This window comes from Nocardiopsis alborubida, from assembly GCF_012396365.1.
Taxonomy (GTDB): Bacteria; Actinomycetota; Actinomycetes; order Streptosporangiales; family Streptosporangiaceae; genus Nocardiopsis; species Nocardiopsis alborubida.
Genome location: NZ_JAAXPG010000013.1, coordinates 128,493 through 145,212 on the forward strand (window position 1 = coordinate 128,493; position 16,720 = coordinate 145,212).

A 16,720-nucleotide genomic window follows, 5' to 3' on the forward strand; every position below is an offset into this window, starting at 1 on the left:
GGCCCCTGTCGTGGCGCCCAGAAGCCGGGGATCCCTCCTCCTCGGCGGGGCGGCCGGTGATCAGGCCGCGGCGCGGCGGACGAGGTCCTCGTAGGCCTTGGGGTCGTCGGAGGAGATGACGGGCCAGCCGGTGCCGTAGTCGCCGGACCACGCGACATCGATACCGGGGTTGGCGTGGTCGCTGCCGTCGGGCAGGAAGAGGTGGGGGCTGCAGTTCACACGGTCGGTGGCCGAGACTGCGGCCTGCTCGGACAAGGACCTGCGGGCGCGGCCGTCGTCGAGCGCGGCCGCGATGTGGTCGGGGTCGACACCGTCGGCGGAGGCCGCGGCTTCGAGGATGACCGTGCGGTTGGCGATGCAGCGCGACTCGGCCCAGAAGGCCTTGCGCAGGGCGAGGTCGAGCTGCTCCGAGGCGCGCGGGCCCTGCTCCTTGGCCGCCTGTACCGCTTCCAGGGCGGGCAGTGTCGTCGACGGGTACAGCCAGTCCGGCGCCTGCCACAGCTGCCAGCCCGCGTTCGGTTCGAGTGAGGCGATGCGGCCGACCTCGCTGTCGGTGCCCGAACGCGGACTCGGGGCCCGGTTGAGCAGCTCCAGGGGGAAGGCGCGGTGGTCGAGGGTGACCTCGTTCTCCAGGCCCAGCGCGCTGCGTGCCGCGTGCAGCCGGTGGACGGCGACATGGGCGAACGAACACCAGATGTCGGAGAAGACGATGATGGTCCCCGGCGGCGGGGTCAGGTTGTCGGTCATGGTGTTTCTCCTCGGAAGACGGGAACGGAAAACGGTCTCGGGCGGAGTCCGCCGCGGACTCGTGCGCGTCCAGGGCGATGGAGGCGAACATCTGTCCCGACACGAACAGTCCGACGGTGGTGACCGCCCCCAGTCGGGGGATGAGCAGGATGCCGCTGGTGATGTGGAAGGGGCTGGCCAGGCCGCCCGGCGGATGCCGCCACGGGGCGTCGGCCACACCGGTGAGGTCGGTGACCGCACCCGCGAACACGCTCAGGAGCAGGAGCGGACCGGCGGCCAGGGTGAGTCGCAGCGTCGACGCGCCGTAGGGAGTGCCGACGGCCTTGCCGAGCCGCTGGTTCACCGGGGCCTGGACGGCCAGCAGGCAACCGATCAGCAGGGCCGGTGCGCATGGCTCTCCTCCAAGGCTATTCGGACAGCGTGTCCGCTTACAGTCCATGAGTAGCATGCAAGTGGACACGGTGTCCATATAATCCAGGCATGCCCTACCATCGGGACATGGAAGACGGTGACGCCCACCTTTCGCGCCAGGTCATCGCGCGGCCCGGAGCGACTCCGTTCCCCGTCGTGCCCTCCGAGGGGAACGGTCCGCCGCGCGAGCGCGCGGACGCCGCGCGCAACCGTTCGCGGATCCTGGCCGCGGCCGAGCGCCTCTTCGCGGAGGCCGACCCCCGCACGGTGACCATGGGGGACATCGCCCGGGCGGCCGGGGTCGGCCGCGCCACCCTCTACCGTCGTTATCCGGACACGGGATCGGTGGCCGTGGCCCTGCTCGACGAGCACGAGCGCCGTCTCCAGGGCGAGATGATGTACGGGCCGCCCCCGCTCGGCCCCGGAGCCGCGCCCGCCGAGCGCCTGGCCGCCTTCTACGCCGCGGCCATCGGTCTCCTGGATCGCCACCTGCCGCTCGTGCTCGGTGCCGAGACCGGCCGCAGGCGCTTCGCCACCGGTGCCTACGCCTTCTGGCGCGTGCATGTCGGCACGCTGCTCGCCGACACCCCGGGGGCCGACCGCGAGGCCCTGGTGGACCAGCTCCTCGCGCCTTTGGACCCCGACCTCTTCGCCCACCAGCGCGACACCGTCGGGATGGACACCGAGCGCATGGCGCGTGCCCTGGGCTGGATGGCGCGTCGTCTGCTGGGCTGAGGCGGTTCCGGGGTGCGCGGCCAGGGGCATGCGAACTCCTCGCCGGTGGTCACGTCACGGAACACCAGGTGGAACGGCTCGCTCCCGGGCTCCCCGGCATGTCCGGCGGGCTGAAGCTCAGCCGTTCTTCCCATCCTTCCCCCCGCTGGGTAATTGATCCGATACTCTCCGCTTGTGTCCGGGGTGGTCACCCCGGGCCGTACGAGCGGGAAGTAGGCGCGATGGACGCGTTTGGACATGTCGGGGACCCGGGGCCACGGGACGGTTTCGAAGGACGGCGGGGGATGGGCGCGCATCCCGGGGCCGGGCCGGACGCGTCGGACCCGCGGGGCGGGCCCGAACGGCTGCGGTTCGCGTTCCACCTCGTTGACGGTGCGGACGAGTACGGCCTGGTGTTCTCATTCGCCCGCCTCTGCGGCGCGGTGGACGGGGGCGCGGAGGCCCACCAGGCGGTCTGGTACGTGGCCGACCGGAGCGCACGCGAGCACGGCGGCGAGTCGTGGGTGGACCAGGGGTGCGTCGACGCGGTCCGCGCCCTCGTCGGGGCCGACCGGGTCACCGACCCGCGGGTGCGCCGGGCGCTCCTCGACGCCCTCTCCCAGGGGCGCCTGCCGGAACCCGACCGCCTGCTCCCGCGCGCGGCGCGGTGGAGGGAGGCGCCCCTGGACCTGGACGCCGGGGACGTGGTGCTTCTGCGCGGGGACGGGCACGGCGGTCTCCTCGTCGAGGCGCGGGGGGAGGAGTCCGGTTTCCGGCTGCGGCTGTCCCCGCCCGGGGACGGCGGCCACCCTCGCGAGCACGTTGGCGCGGCCCGCGCCTCCACGGACGCGGACCCCGGGGCCGCGAGCCCCGAGGCCCCCGTCCTGGAGGCCGCGAGCCTGGAGGCCGCGGGGGTCCTCCACTTCCGGGGCCGATCCGCGCGGGTCACGGGCCGGGGCTGGCACGAGCGCGCGTTCGGGGAGGACCTCCTCCCGGCGCGGGACGGCCGCGACGCCTCCTGGTCCCGTGCCCGCGTCCGCCTGGACAACGGATGGGAGCTGGCCGTCCACCGCACCGGCGGAGCCGACGCCCCGGACGGGACCCCGGCCGCGTGCGGGGCGACGGCCGTGCTGGCCTCCCCGGACGGCGAGCGCGTCGAGGCGCCCGCGACCCTGCGCGGCCTGCGCCCCTGGACGTCCCTGACCACCCTCAACACCTATCCCACGGCCTGCGACGTGGAGGTCCCGCTCCTGGACCTGCGGCTCCGGACCACGGCGTGGTTCCCGCGCCAGGAGGCGGTCTCGGTCACCGCCCTCTCCGGAAGGCTGGAGGCCCACGCCGACGCCGAGGGCACGATGGGCGGCCGCCCGGTCCGCGGCCACGGGCTGTGGGAGGTCTTCCCCGACACCCGGATCGAGGACTTCGAGCGCCACGTCACCCGCATCCGCGCGGTCACCCGCCAGGAGATCGACCGCCTCTACCCGGCGGAGCCGGACGCGCGCTCCCTGGCGGAGCTGGCCGGGACCGAGCACCGGCCCGAACGTCTCGACGGCGCGGTGCTGGAGGACCTGCACGCGTCGCTCGTGGGCCCGGTCCGGCACACCACCGCGGGCCTGGGCAGGAGCTGGCGCTCCTACGTCTCGATGGCGGCCATCGAGCTGTTCGGCGTCGACAGCGAGCCCTACCGGCCCCTGGTGGCGGCCGCCGAGCTCCTGCACACCGGCAGCCTCATCATCGACGACGTCGAGGACCGCTCACCGCTGCGGCGGGGCCGACCCGCGGCCCACGTCGTCTTCGGCGAGGCGGTCGCCGTCAACGCGGGCACGGCGGCCTACTTCGCGCTGGACCGCGTCCTGAACCGGGTCCTGCCCGACGACGCGGCCCTGAGGCTGCGCGTCTACCAGGTCTACCTCCGGGTGCTGCGGGCCGGACACGGCGGACAGGCGATCGACATCGCGGGCCACCGGGCCGCGATGGACGAGGCCGTGGAGACGGGCGACGCCGAGGCGCTCCTGCGGCGGGTGCGCTCGGGCCACTGGCTCAAGACCGCGGCGCCCGTGCGGGGGCTGGCCGAGATCGGCGCGCTCGTCGCCGGCGCCCGGGAGGAGCAGTTCCGGGCGCTGGGCGAGTACTTCGACGCCGTGGGGCTGGCCTACCAGATCTCCGACGACGTCATGGACCTGCGCGGCCTCACCGCGCCCGCCGAGGGCGGCGGGCGCTCGGCGACCAAGCACACCGCCGAGGACCTGCGCGCGGGCAAGGTCACGATGCCGCTGGCCCACGCCGTGGCCCTGCTGCCGCCCCGCCGGGCGCGCGAGCTCTGGTACTCGGTACGCGACGGCGACGCCGACGAGGCGACCGTGGCCGCCGCCGCGGCGTCCCTGGAGGAGTGCGGCGCGGTCGCCGCCTGCACCGGGGAGGCCCAGGGCCTGGTCGAGCGGACGTGGAAGCCCCTGCGCGACCTCGTGCCCTGCACCTGGACCTCCGTCATGATGGGCGCCCTCGGTGCCTACGCCGCCCGCCGGGAACGCGAGTAGCGGCCACCCTTTTCCCCCTCCCTCACGAGTGAGCAGACCGATGTCACACGCATCCACCCCCACACCGGCGCTGCGGGTCCGCGGCGTTCACAAGTCCTACGGCCGCCACCACGTGCTGCGCGGCGCCGAACTCGAACTCCCCGGGGCCTGCCTGGCCGGACTGGTCGGGGAGAACGGCTCGGGCAAGTCCACCCTGCTGCGCATCCTCTCGGGCGTCCTCGCCCCCGACCACGGCACCGTCGACCACTCCGGCAGCCTGGGCTACTGCCCCCAGCACACGGTGCTCAACCCGGCCTTCACCGTCGCCCAGCACCTGCGCCTCTTCCAGGTCGCGCACGACCTGCCCGACCTGTCCCGCGCCCGCGAACTCCTCGACGTCCTCGGGTTCGCCGAGTACCTCCACCACCGGGTCTCCACGCTCAGCGGCGGCACCCGCCAGAAGCTCAACCTCACCCTCGCGCTGATGCACGACCCGCACCTGCTGCTCCTGGACGAGCCCTACCAGGGGTTCGACTGGGACACCTACGAGAGGTTCTGGCGGCTGGCGGCCGACCTGCGCGACCGGGGCCGCTCCGTGCTGGTGGTCTCGCACATCGCCTTCGACACGGTGCGCTTCGACCGCCTGTGGCGGCTGGAGGGCGGGCTTCTGGTGGAGGGGGCGTCCTCGTCGGCGCCCTCGGCCCCCGCGACGGCGGCGGAGGGCCGGTGATGCGCCGCGCCTGGACCCGTTACGCCACCGCCACCCGCATGGCCCTGCTGGAGCACCTGCGCAACCGGCTGGCGCTGGTCCTGGTGGTGCTCTTCATCCCCGTCTGGATCACCCTGGTCTACCTGGTGATCGCCGACGCCGACGTGCGGTTCCTCCTGCGCGCCACCGGGGAGACCGTCACCGTGCACGGCAACCACGTCAGCAAGATCTCCGGCGCCGTCAACGCCGTCACGCTGATCGTCGGGTTCATGATGTTCATCGTCACCTACCGCTCCTTCGGGTTCGACCAGCGGCTGGCGATGGCCGGGTACCCGCGCCTGCACCTGCTCGCGGCCAAGCTCACGGCGCTGGTCACGGCCTCGGCGCTGGTCTGCGCCTACGCGGTGGCGGTGATCTGCTGGTACTGGGTTCCCGAACAGCCGTTCATGCTGTGGCTCTCCCTGCTGGGGTCCGCGCTGGCCTTCGGCGGGATCGGGGTGATGCTGGCGGCCCTGCTCCGGGGGGAGCTGGAGGGCATGTTCTGCATCGTCATGCTGTCCATCATCGACATGGGGTTGCAGAACCCGGTGGCCAACCCGTCCTCGGACAGCGACGTCGTGCGCTACCTGCCCACCTACGGCACCATGCAGACCGGGGTCGCCGCGGGCTTCCAGGACACGGTGCCGCTCGCGTACCTGCTGCTGGGACCCGCGTGGTTCCTGGCCACGGTGGCGGTGGCGGGGGCGGCGTTCCGCCTGCGCACCCGGGACCGCAGCCGGGCCTTGCCCGCCCGCGCGCCCTCCGGTCGCGCCCGGTCCGCACGGGCTGAGTGACGGCGCCGCGCCCGGCGCGAAGCGTGGAGAGGCCCCCGGCGCGGTGCGCCGGGGGCCTCCTCCTGTGTCAAGGTGCCCGACACCCGCCTCAGGTCAGGCGCAGGCTGACGCGTGCGGTACCGGCCGGGACCGACACGAGGACGCCCCGGTCGGTCTCGGTGACCTCCGCGCCGGGACCGTCGGTCCCGGCCCCGCGCACGCCGACCAGCAGCACCCGCCACCCGTGGGCCGGAGCGGACTCGGCCTCCACGGTGACCCCGTCCCCCGAGCGCTCGGTCCGGAAGACCGCGGCGGCGGAGCCGTCAGCGGACGGCACGACCGTGGTGGACGCCGGAGCCGCGTCCCCGGCCCCGTACACGTGCAGGGCCAGCCCGTCCGTGTAGTCGTAGTCGGGCCGGTCGTCCACCGCGCCGACCGGAAGGACCGCGTGCGGCCGCACCAGCAGGGGCAGGGAGTCGAACCCGTGGGTCTCGCTGCGCCAGGCCGGGCCCCGCACCGTCTCGCCCGTGAGCAGGTGGGTCCACACGCCCTCGGGGACGTAGTACTCCACGGAGCCGTCCGCGCTCAGCACGGGGGCGACCAGCAGGTCCTCGCCCAGCATGTACTGCGTGTCCAGGTGGTGGCAGGTCGGGTCGTCGGGGAACTCCAGCAGCATCGCGCGCATCATGGGCGTCCCCTCCCGGTGGGCCTGCACGGCCGCGCCGAACAGGTAGGGCATGAGCGTGCACTTGAGCCGGGTGAACGCGCGGGCCACCTCGGTGGACTCCTCGTCGAAGTCCCACGGCACCCGGTAGGAGCGGCTGCCGTGCAGCCTGCTGTGCGAGGAGAGCAGACCGAACGCGAGCCACCGCTTGAACACCGCGGCGTCGGGTGTGCCCTCGAAGCCGCCGATGTCGTGGCTCCAGAAGCCGAACCCCGACAGCCCCAGGGACAGGCCGCCGCGCAGGCTCTCCGCCATCGCCTCGAACGTCGAGGCGCAGTCGCCGCCCCAGTGCACCGGGAAGCTCTGCCCGCCCGCCGTGGCCGAGCGCGCGAAGAGGACGGCCTCCCCCTCACCGCGCTCGCGCGTCAGCAGGTCGAACACCGTCTCGTTGTACAGGTGCGTGTAGTAGTTGTGCATGGCCTGCGGGTCGGAGCCGTCCGCCCACACCACGTCGGTCGGCACCCGCTCGCCGAAGTCGGTCTTGAAGCAGTCCACACCCATGTCGAGCAGGGCCTTGAGCTTCCCGGCGTACCACGCGCGGGCGTCGGGGGACGTGAAGTCCACCAGCGCCATCCCCGCCTGCCACATGTCCCACTGCCACACGGTTCCGTCCGGCCGCCGGACCAGGTGCCCCAGCCGGGAGCCCTCCTCGAACAGCGCCGACCGCTGGGCGATGTAGGGGTTGATCCACACACAGGTCCGCAGCCCCCGGGCCCTGAGCCGGGAGAGCATGCCCACGGGATCGGGGAACAGCTCCGGGTCCCACTCGAAGTCGCACCAGTGGAACTCGCGCATCCAGAAGCAGTCGAAGTGGAACACGCTGAGGGGCACGCCCCGCTCCGCCATGCCGTCGATGAAGCGGTTGACCGTGTCCTCGTCGTAGGAGGTGGTGAACGACGTGGACAGCCACAGCCCGAACGACCACTCCGGCGGCAGCGCGGGGCGGCCGGTGAGCGCGGTGTACCGGGCCAGGATCTCCTTGGGGCTCTCCCCGTGGACGACGTAGTAGGTCAGGGCGTGGTCCTCCACGCTGAACTGCACGCGGCCCACCGACTCCGAGCCGACCTCGAACGACACCGGGCCCGAGTGCGCCACGAACACCCCGTAGCCCCGGTTGGTCAGGTAGAACGGCACGTTCTTGTAGGCCTGCTCGCTGCTCGTGCCGCCGTCGGCCTGCCAGATGTCCACGGTCTGGCCGTTGCGCGTGAACGGCGTGAACCGCTCGCCCATGCCGTACACGAGCTCGCGGACCCCCAGCGACAGCTGCCCCAGCATGTGGTGGGAGCCGTCGGCGTCCTCCACGAAGGCGGTGCCCTTGGCGTCGGAGCCGGTCAGCACGGCGCCGCCCGCGCGGAACTCCATCCGCCAGGGGCCCTCGGTGGCCACCCGCAGGGACAGGTCCCCGCTGGTCAGCTCCACCGAGGAACCGTCCCGCTTCACGGAGGGCGCGACGCCGGGGTCGCTGCGCACGTCGAACTCCGGCGCGCGCCGGACCGAACCCGCCAGGTGCGTGGTCCGCACGCCGATCACGCCGGGCGCGGGAGACCAGCAGTCCACCGTGATCAGCGGTGTGTTGAGCGTGTCCCCCCGGTGCCCGATCGGGCGGACCGGGGCGTAGAGGGTGAACCGGTCGTCGTGCACCCGCACGTCGCGGGCCTCGTGTGCGCGGTTGGCGCGCACACCCTCCCTCATCTGCCAGAAACCGTCGGTGAACTTCATGGGCGGCCCTTCCCTGTAGTCGTGGTCTCGGTTCGCCGGTGGTGCGGGCGGCGGGTCACTTGATCGACCCCCCGGAGATCCCGGCCGCCACGTATTTCTGCGCGACGACCAGGAGCACCGCCGCGGGGATGGAGGAGAGGACGGCCACGGCCATGACGGCGCCCCAGTCGCCGACGTGCGCGCCGATGTACTCGTAGATGCCGAGCGTCACGGGCTTGACCGCGTCGGTCGTGTTCAGCGTCAGCGCGAACAGGAAGTCCGACCACGCGAACAGGAAGGTGAACAGGCTGCCCGTGATCAGCGCGTTGCGGCTCATCGGCAGCACGATCGAGACCAGCACGCGCAGGCGTCCGCCGCCGTCGAGCATCCCGGCCTCCAGCACCTCCTCGGGGATGGACACCATGAACGCGCGCAGCAGGACGATCGTGAAGGGGATGCCCAGGGACGCGTCGGCCAGGATCAGCCCGAGGTAGGAGTTGACCAGCTCCAGTTCGACGTAGGCGTTGTACAGCGCGTTGGCCACGACGATGCCCGGGACCATCTGCGTGATCAGGGTGCCGAACACGACCGTCTCCGCGCCGCGCAGCCGGAACCGCGCCAGGGCGTAGGCCGCCGGGGCGGCCACCAGCAGGCAGACCGCGACCGCGCCGAGCGCCACCAGGATCGAGGTGAGCAGGTTGCCCGCCTGCGACTCCCAGGCCCGCTGGAAGTTGCCGAGGTCGAGCGTGCGCGGGAACCACCGCAGCTCCACCATCGCGGCGCCCGGTTGCAGCGCCGTGTTGACCATCCAGTACAGCGGGAACAGCAGCACGGCCAGGATCAGGACGCCGAGCACGGCGCTCACGGCGTCGCCCCGCGCCCTGCGCGTCATGAGCGGGCGCCGGGGCCGCGCGGCGGCCGGCGCCCCGCCGCGCCGGGTCGGGCCCGCCGGGGCGGCGGCGGTGCTCTCGGGTGCGGCGCTCATCGGGTGACACCTCCACGGTTGGCGCGCAGGTAGATGACCGCGAACACCATGCTGACGAGGATCAGGACGTTGCCGACCACGGCTCCCTGGCCGAAGTCGAGCTGGAGGAAGGACAGCTGGTAGGTGAGGGTGCCCAGGGTCTCCGTGGAGTGCGCCGGGCCGCCGTTGGTCAGCGCCAGGATCAGGTCCAGGATCTTCACGGTCGACATGAAGCCCAGCACCAGCACCACGGTCACGACGGGCCGCAGCAGGGGCAGGGTCACCCCGAAGAAGGTGCGCAGCGGGCCCGCGCCGTCGAGCACGGCCGCCTCGCGCAGCTCCGCGGGGATCTCCTGGAGCCCGCCGTAGAGGATCACCATGTTGAAGGGGATGCCGATCCAGATGTTGACCAGCACCACCGACAGCAGCGCGAAGTCGGGACTGCTCAGCCAGGGCACGGCCGACGACGTGATCTGGAGCGCCTGGAGCGACTCGTTCAGCACGCCGGTCTCCTGGTCCAGGACCCGGCGCCAGACGGTGCCGGCCACCACCATCGGGATCAGCCACGGCAGCAGGAGCAGGGACCGCATGATCCCGGACAGCGGAAAGCGGCGGCTGAAGAAGACCGCGAGCGCCATGCCGATGCAGAACTGGCCCGCCAGGGACCCCAGCGTGAACAGGAGGGTGTGCCACAGGGACGCGCCGAACAGCTCGTTGGCGAAGACCGCCCGCCAGTTGTCCAGCCCGTTGAACGGCGCCTCCCCCGTGAAGTACGTGGAGAAGGTGTAGTCCTGGAAGCTCATCACCACGTTGCGGACCAGCGGGTACCCGAAGAACAGCAGCATGTACAGCAGCGCGGGGGCGACGAACAGCCACTTCGCGAGGTTCTGGCGCCCGCGCCGCGCGGGCGCCGTCCCCGCGGCCGCCGTCGCCGTCGTTGTCGCCGTCGTGGTCGTCGTTGTCGTCACGACCGGCCCCCCAGCTCCGCCTCGACCCGCGCCTGGGCGCGTTCCATGGCCTCCTGGGGGTCCGCCTCGCCGGTGAGCGCCGCCTGCAGCGCGGTGCCGACGGCCTGGGAGTAGGTGTTCCACTCGGTACCGGCGTACTCGGTCCGGCTGCGCGCCGTGCGCACCTGGTCCACGAACGGGGCCAGCTCCGGGACCAGGTCGCGGTACTGCTCGGCCGCCTCGGTGTCGACGGGCACGTTGCTGCCCTTGGTCGACCAGTCCAGCTGCGCCTCCGCCGTGGTCAGGCAGGCCACGAGTTCGCCGGCCACGCGTTCGCGGTCGGGGTCGTCGCCGTTGACCGGCACGGTGAAGGTGGTTCCGCCGATCGGCGCGACCGAGGTGTCCCCGGCCTCGGGTACGGGGATCTCCGCCACGGCCCACTCCAGGTCGGGGTGCTCCTGGAGGACAGGCAGCTGCCAGGGGCCGTTCACCATCATGGCCGTGTTGCCCGCGATGAACTGGTCGTTGACGTCGGCCTGGGTCCAGTTGACCACCGAGGGGGAGACCGATCCCGCCTCGACCAGCGAGGTGACGTACTCCAGCGCCTCCACCGACTCCGGTGAGGCCAGCTCCCTCTCGTCGCCGCCGTTGGACCACAGCCACGGCAGGAACTGGTAGACGCCGTCCTCGGTGGCCAGGGCGCTGATCGCGAGGCCGTAGCGCCCGCCCCCGGTCAGCTCCGCGGCGGCCTCCTCCAGCTCCGCCCAGGTCCGGGGCGGGTCGATGCCCGCCTCCTCCAGGGCGGCCGTGTCGTAGAAGAGCCCCAGGGAGTTCACCGACCGGGCGGCGCCGTAGTACACGCCCTCGTAGCTGCCGATGGACAGCGCGCCCTCGGACAGGCCGTCCGTGGGTATGCCGAGTTCCTCCAGCGGTACCAGGCCCCCGGCCGCCGCGAACTGCGGCAGGTCCGAGCCGTCGAGGTTGAGCACGTCGGGGAGCGAGTCGGAGGAGGCCATCCGCAGGGCCTTGGGCACGAGCTGGTCGGCGGGCACGCTGATGTGGCGCACCTCCACGCCCACCTGGTCCCCGCAGGCGTCCATGGCCTCCTGGTCCCAGGTGTGGTAGGGCTCGTCGGTGCTGGAGTCCATGATGGTGTACACGCTCGGGTCGCGTTCGGCCGCGCAGCCGACTCCGGTCAGGGCGAGCGCCGCGGCGCAGGCGGCCGCCGACGCCGTTCGTAGTGGTCGGTGCGGGTGTCGGTACAGGTGTTCGTGCATGTCGGGGGGCCTCTTCGGCGGGGATCGGGGGTCAGCGCGTCGGTCGCGTCGGGGGCTGGCGCCGCCGGGGCCGCGACCGGCCGCCGGGTCCGGTGGGGGGTCAGGCCGGGGGAGCGGCGACCGTCCCCCCGCGGGTGATCTCGGGTGGGATGAGTTCGCTCCGTGCGCCGAGGGGGACCGGGCTGCCGCGCGCGGCCTCGGCGGCCAGGCGGGTCACGGCGGCCGACATCCGCTCGACGGGCAGCTCGATCCGGGTCACGTCCAGCCCTCCGAGGTCCTCGGGGAAGCTGCCGATGGCCACCAGGGAGACGTCCCCCGGCACGTCGGTGCCGCGCGCGGCGAGGTGGCGCAGGACGCCGGGCACGGCGGCGGGGTGCTGGACGGCGAACGCGGTGGGCGGGTGTCCGCCGTCGAGGAGCGCGTCCAGCCGCCGGTACAGCTCGGCGGGGTCCTTCGCCGAGGGCAGGACGCGCACGGGGACGCTGAGTTCGGCGGCGGCGCGTTCGGCCCCGCGCAGACCGCGCACGGAGTAGCTGCGGCCCGAGGCGATGTCCTCCTCCACCGTCGACACGAAGCACAGGTCGCGGTGCCCGGCCCCGTGCAGCAGGCGCAGCGAGGCGACCGCGGCCTCCTCCCAGTCGAGGTCGGCCCAGGGCGCGGCGCCCTCGTCGGAGGGGCGGCCGAGGACCACCACGGGGAACCCCAGCGCGTCCATCGCGCCGATGCGGGGGTCCTCCATCTCCACGCCCATGATCACCGCGACGTCGGCGAGCCTGCTGCGCGCGGCGCGCTCCAGTCCGTACGCCCCGGCGTCGTCGTCGCGGACGGTCAGGAGCAGCAGGTCGTAGCCCAGTTCTCCGGCGGCGCGGCTCAGCCCGTACATGAACCGTCCGCCGACCGGCAGGTATCCGGGCGAGGTCAGCGGCAGTGCCAGCGCGATCACGCGGGTGCGGGCGCTGCGCAGGGAGCGCGCGCCCGCGTTGGGGTGGTAGCCCAGCTCGTCGATGGCCGTCCGCACCGCGGTCCGGGTCCGTTCGGAGACGCTGCGGGAGCCGCTGAGCACGTAGGACACCGTGCTCGGGGCCACCCCCGCCGCCGCGGCGACGTCCTTGATGGTCACCATCGCGCTCCCCTCCCCCCATGGTTGTCGAAGCGCTTCGACAACCCGGCGCACGGATTCGTCGAATCGATTCGACTGGCGGGCACCATGGTAGGAACCACGCCCCCGTGTGACAACCCCCTCATCGGAAGATCCCTCACGGGACCGGTCGGTCGGCCGCCTCCTCCCGGCCGTCCCCGGTCCGTCGCGCACCGGACCGGCGGCGCCCCGTTCGCCGGGCGCCGTTTGCCGCGCGCCCGTGCGGTCAGGAGCGGGGGAAGGCGGACGAGGGGAGATCGCGATGGGACGCGGAGTCGCGCGCAAACTGATCGACGCGCACCTGGTCGAGGGGGAGATGGCGCCCGGAGGGGTCATCGGGCTCTCCGTCGACCAGACCCTCACCCAGGACGCCACCGGCACCCTGGTGATGCAGGAGCTGGAGGCCCTCGGCCTGGACCGCACCCGGGCCGGGGTCAGTGTGCAGTACGTGGACCACAACCTGCTCCAGACCGACGGGAAGAACGCGGAGGACCACGCGTTCCTGCACTCGGCGGCGCGCCGGTACGGCCTGTGGTACTCCAAGCCCGGCAACGGCGTCTCCCACCCCACGCACATGCAGCGCTTCGGGGTGCCCGGCGCGACGATGGTCGGCTCGGACTCCCACACCTGCGCCGCCGGATCGCTGGGCATGCTGGCGGTCGGCGTCGGCGGCCTGGAGGTCGCCATGGCCATCGCCGGGCGCCCGCTGCGCGTCCGGGCGCCGCGGATCTGGGGCGTGCGCCTGACCGGCGAGCTGCCCCCGTGGACCTCGGCCAAGGACGTCATCCTGGAGATGCTGCGGCGGCACGGGGTCAAGGGCGGGCTCAACCGGATCATCGAGTACCACGGACCCGGGGTCGCCGCGCTCACCGCCATGGACCGCCACGTCATCGCGAACATGGGCGCCGAGCTGGGCGCCACCACCACGGTCTTCCCCTCCGACGACGCGGTGCGCGACTTCCTGCGCGCCGAGGGCCGTGAGGACGACTTCACCGAACTGCTGCCCGACGCCGACGCCTCCTATGACGTGACCGACGAGATCGACCTGTCCGGGGTGGAGCCGCTCATCGCCCGGCCCTCCTCGCCCGGCGACGTCGTCCCGGTCCGCGAGGTGGCGGGCACCGACGTCAGCCAGGTCGTCATCGGCTCCTCCGCCAACCCGGGGCTGCGCGACTACGCGATCGCCGCCGCCATGGTCAGGGGCCGCCAGACCGACAGCGCGGTCAGCTTCGACGTCAACCCGTCCTCGCGCCAGATCCTCTCCGACCTGACCCGCGCGGGAGCGACCCTCGACCTCATCCAGGCCGGGGCCCGCATCCACCAGGCCGGATGCCTGGGCTGCATCGGGATGGGCCAGGCGCCCGCCGTCGGCCGCAACTCTCTGCGCACCTTCCCGCGCAACTTCCCCGGCCGCTCGGGGACCGAGGAGGACGCGGTGTGGCTGTGCTCCCCGGAGACGGCCGCCGCCTCCGCGCTCACCGGCGTCATCACCGACCCGCGCGACCTGGCCGGGGAACTGGGCCTGGACTATCCCGACCTGCGGCCTCCGGAGCGGGCCGCGGTCAACACCGCGATGCTGGTCCCGCCGCTGCCGCCGGAGGAGGCCGCGCGGGTCGAACTCGTGAAGGGGCCCAACATCTCCGCGCTGCCGGACTTCCCGCCCCTGCCCGACCGGATCGAGGCTCCGGTGCTGCTCAAGGTCGGCGACGACGTCTCCACCGACGAGATCTCCCCGGCGGGCGCCAGCGCGCTGCCCTTCCGCTCCAACGTGCCCCGGCTCGCCGAGTTCACCTTCACCCGCATCGATGAGGACTACCCCCGCCGGGCGAGGGAGGCGGGCCGCGAGAGCAGCCACATCGTGGTCGGCGGGGAGAACTACGGGCAGGGCTCCTCCCGTGAGCACGCGGCGATCACCCCCCGCTACCTGGGTCTGCGCGCGGTGATCGCCAAGTCCTTCGCCCGCATCCACTGGCAGAACCTCGCCAACTTCGGGGTGCTGGCCCTGCGGTTCACCGAACCCGGCGACTACGACCGCGTCGGCTCCGGCGACGTCCTCGTCCTGGACGGCCTGGAGGAGGCCCTGTCCTCCGGCCCCGAGCTGACCGTGCGCAACACGACGAGGGACGAGGAGTACCGGCTGGACCACCAGCTCTCCCCGGCGCAGGTCCAGGCGGTGCTGGCGGGCGGCCAGATCCCGCTGCTGGCCCGCGAGCTGGACTGACCCTCCCGCGGCCCGGACCGGACGGCGTGTCGTCCCGGACCGGGGCCCGTCTCAGGACGTGGTGCCGGGGGACCGCTGCTCCTCCCGCTCCGCGTCGCGCGCCGTGCCCGGCTCCGCGCCCTCCTCCGGGACCGCGGGGGCGGTGCGGCGCTCGACGAGGTGGGCGCGCAGCGACCAGGCCGCGGCGCCGATCCACGCCGCCCACACGAGCACGTAGACGGCCGTTTGGACCGCCGGGGGAAGGGTCAGCCACTCGGTGCCGAGTAGCGTCCGGGTGTTGGTCAGCACGATCAGCCCGCCGACCAGCGAACCGAGGATCCGGGGCGGGATGTAGCGCACGATCCAGGCGGCGATCGGCGCCGCGATGATGCCGCTGATCAGCAGCGCGAGCACCCAGCCGACGTTGATCCCGGCCGCGCCCAGCCCGACGAGGAAGCCGAGGCTGGCGGCGAGGGCGACGATGAACTCGCTGGTGTCGATGGTGCCGACGACCTTGCGCGGCTCCATGCGCCCGCTGGCCAGTAGGGCGGGGGTGCCGACCGGGCCCCAGCCGCCGCCTCCGGTGGCGTCGACGAACCCGCCCACCAGTCCGAGCGGTGCCAGGAAGCGCCTGCGCAGGGGCTTGTCCAGGTTGCGGGTCGGGGTGCCCCACGCGGTGAAGCGGATGAGGATGTAGAGGCCGAGCGCGAGCAGGATGCCGGACATGACCGGCTGGGCGGCCTCGGTGGACAGCCAGCTCAGGAAGGTCGCCCCGGCGAACGAGCCGATCGCGCCGGGCAGCGCGATGCGCCGGACGACCTTCCAGTCGACGTTGCCCAGGCGCCAGTGCGAGACGCCCGAGGCCAGCGTGGTGCCGATCTCGGCGAGGTGGACCGTGGCCGAGGCCGCGGCCGGGTTGGTGCCGAAGAGCAGGAGCAGGGTGGTGGAGGTGACGCCGTAGGCCATGCCGAGACTGCCGTCGACGAGCTGGGCGAGGAATCCCGCGACGGCGAGGATGACGAGCGTGCGCATGTGGGCCTTCCGGTGGGGAGGGATACGCGGGGGCGGTGGAGGTCGGCGCGGTTCCCGGCCCCGGACCGGAGCGCCCGGGGTCGGTCCGCCGTCGGCGCCGGACCCGGCGCCGACCTGGCGACGGAGGTAAATCTACCATGTTGGTAGGAATAGTGGGCAAGCGGCGCTCCGGGCGGTGGTGGGGATGGGCGTGACGTCGGGTCCGGATATCGGGGGCTTGACACGACATCACCTCTGACGTCATAGTGACGTCATGGATCTGATGCCGTATGTCGACGAACTCCGCCGCCAACTCCAGGTGGCCGCCGAAGCCGGGGACGAGGACACCCGTGTCATTGCCGAGCGCCTCAGTGCGGCTCTGGAGCCCGCTGCGCGGTTGACCCTGCTGGACGCGCTCTCCGCCGCCGCGGACGAGATCACGCGCGACCTCGCACCCGGATCGGTCGAGGTTCGGCTGCGCGGACGGCGGACCGACTTCATCGTGACGTCACCCGATTTCGAGGACGCCGGAGACGACGTCCTGATGACGCCACAGACGCACCAGGGTGACGCCACAGAGGTCGACCGGGACCTCGCGGAGCGGCTCCGGACCGACGCCGAGGACGGGGGCACGTCGCGGATCACCCTGCGCCTGCCCGACCGCCTCAAGCCGCACGTCGAGGAGGCGGCCCGCGGCGAGGGGCTGTCGGTCAACGCCTGGCTGGTGCGCGCGGTGACCGCGTCGCTCGACAGCGGCAGGCGCCGGCCCGACACCCGGGCACGCCAGATCGGCCGCGGCTACACCGGCTGGGTCCGCTGACCGGACCCGGCCGCCGGACCTCCACCACCACC

The 16,720-nt window shown here is 73.1% G+C and carries 13 protein-coding genes and 1 pseudogene; 6 read left to right on the top strand and 8 right to left on the bottom strand.

Annotated elements, in window-relative coordinates; genetic code table 11:
• Positions 1–60 precede the first annotated feature (60 nt).
• Together HGB44_RS15400 and HGB44_RS15405 are read right to left on the bottom strand one after the other, a co-directional pair.
• Positions 61–747: a DsbA family oxidoreductase gene (locus HGB44_RS15400; protein ID WP_061079350.1), complete on the bottom strand. Its 687-nt coding sequence runs from the start codon at positions 745–747 to the stop codon at positions 61–63.
• Between the two features lie 76 nt (positions 748–823).
• Positions 824–1,216, bottom strand: a pseudogene (locus HGB44_RS15405) (DMT family transporter); the annotation flags it as partial.
• Positions 1,217–1,227: 11 nt separating this feature from the next.
• On the opposite strand from HGB44_RS15405, the gene HGB44_RS15410 reads away from it, so the two are divergent.
• The 4 genes from HGB44_RS15410 to HGB44_RS15425 all read left to right on the top strand — a co-directional run bounded on the left by HGB44_RS15410 (position 1,228) and on the right by HGB44_RS15425 (position 5,930).
• Complete coding sequence (locus HGB44_RS15410) at positions 1,228–1,893, top strand: TetR/AcrR family transcriptional regulator (RefSeq protein WP_231972335.1); 666 nt, start codon at positions 1,228–1,230, stop codon at positions 1,891–1,893.
• Between the two features lie 284 nt (positions 1,894–2,177).
• A complete protein-coding gene (locus tag HGB44_RS32460; RefSeq protein WP_267909091.1) occupies positions 2,178–4,409 on the top strand; it encodes a polyprenyl synthetase family protein in 2,232 nt (743 codons plus the stop codon).
• A gap of 40 nt (positions 4,410–4,449) precedes the next feature.
• Positions 4,450–5,118, top strand: a complete 669-nt coding sequence (locus tag HGB44_RS15420) for an ATP-binding cassette domain-containing protein (protein WP_061079352.1) — start codon at positions 4,450–4,452, stop codon at positions 5,116–5,118.
• On the top strand, positions 5,118–5,930 hold the full coding sequence (locus HGB44_RS15425; RefSeq protein WP_061079353.1) for an ABC transporter permease: 813 nt from the start codon (positions 5,118–5,120) through the stop codon (positions 5,928–5,930). The genes HGB44_RS15420 and HGB44_RS15425 overlap by 1 nt, the downstream gene beginning before the upstream one ends.
• 88 nt (positions 5,931–6,018) lie before the next feature.
• On the opposite strand, the gene yicI is transcribed toward HGB44_RS15425, so the two are convergent.
• From yicI to HGB44_RS15450, 5 genes are all read right to left on the bottom strand, one after another.
• Positions 6,019–8,352: an alpha-xylosidase gene (yicI, locus tag HGB44_RS15430; protein ID WP_061079354.1), complete on the bottom strand. Its 2,334-nt coding sequence runs from the start codon at positions 8,350–8,352 to the stop codon at positions 6,019–6,021.
• Between the two features lie 55 nt (positions 8,353–8,407).
• Complete coding sequence (locus tag HGB44_RS15435; protein ID WP_061079355.1) at positions 8,408–9,316, bottom strand: carbohydrate ABC transporter permease; 909 nt, start codon at positions 9,314–9,316, stop codon at positions 8,408–8,410.
• Positions 9,313–10,263, bottom strand: a complete 951-nt coding sequence (locus HGB44_RS15440; RefSeq protein WP_061079356.1) for a carbohydrate ABC transporter permease — start codon at positions 10,261–10,263, stop codon at positions 9,313–9,315. The genes HGB44_RS15435 and HGB44_RS15440 overlap by 4 nt, the downstream gene beginning before the upstream one ends.
• The gene (locus HGB44_RS15445; RefSeq protein WP_061079357.1) at positions 10,260–11,519 is read right to left on the bottom strand and encodes a sugar ABC transporter substrate-binding protein; all 1,260 of its coding nucleotides are present in this window, start codon (positions 11,517–11,519) and stop codon (positions 10,260–10,262) included. Before HGB44_RS15445 ends, HGB44_RS15440 begins: the two co-directional genes overlap by 4 nt.
• Before the next feature lie 100 nt (positions 11,520–11,619).
• A complete protein-coding gene (locus tag HGB44_RS15450; protein WP_061079358.1) occupies positions 11,620–12,642 on the bottom strand; it encodes a LacI family DNA-binding transcriptional regulator in 1,023 nt (340 codons plus the stop codon).
• 277 nt (positions 12,643–12,919) lie between these two features.
• Here HGB44_RS15450 and HGB44_RS15455 point away from each other — a divergent pair, with 277 nt between their 5' ends.
• Positions 12,920–14,878 (top strand): aconitate hydratase, encoded by a 1,959-nt coding sequence (locus HGB44_RS15455; protein ID WP_061079359.1) that lies wholly within the window; start codon positions 12,920–12,922, stop codon positions 14,876–14,878.
• Between the two features lie 51 nt (positions 14,879–14,929).
• Here HGB44_RS15455 and HGB44_RS15460 read toward each other — a convergent pair whose 3' ends face one another.
• The gene (locus tag HGB44_RS15460) at positions 14,930–15,889 is read right to left on the bottom strand and encodes a sulfite exporter TauE/SafE family protein (protein ID WP_061079360.1); all 960 of its coding nucleotides are present in this window, start codon (positions 15,887–15,889) and stop codon (positions 14,930–14,932) included.
• 253 nt (positions 15,890–16,142) lie between these two features.
• On the opposite strand from HGB44_RS15460, the gene HGB44_RS15465 reads away from it, so the two are divergent.
• Positions 16,143–16,688: a histidine kinase gene (locus HGB44_RS15465; protein ID WP_325096964.1), complete on the top strand. Its 546-nt coding sequence runs from the start codon at positions 16,143–16,145 to the stop codon at positions 16,686–16,688.
• The last annotated feature ends 32 nt before the right edge of the window (positions 16,689–16,720 follow it).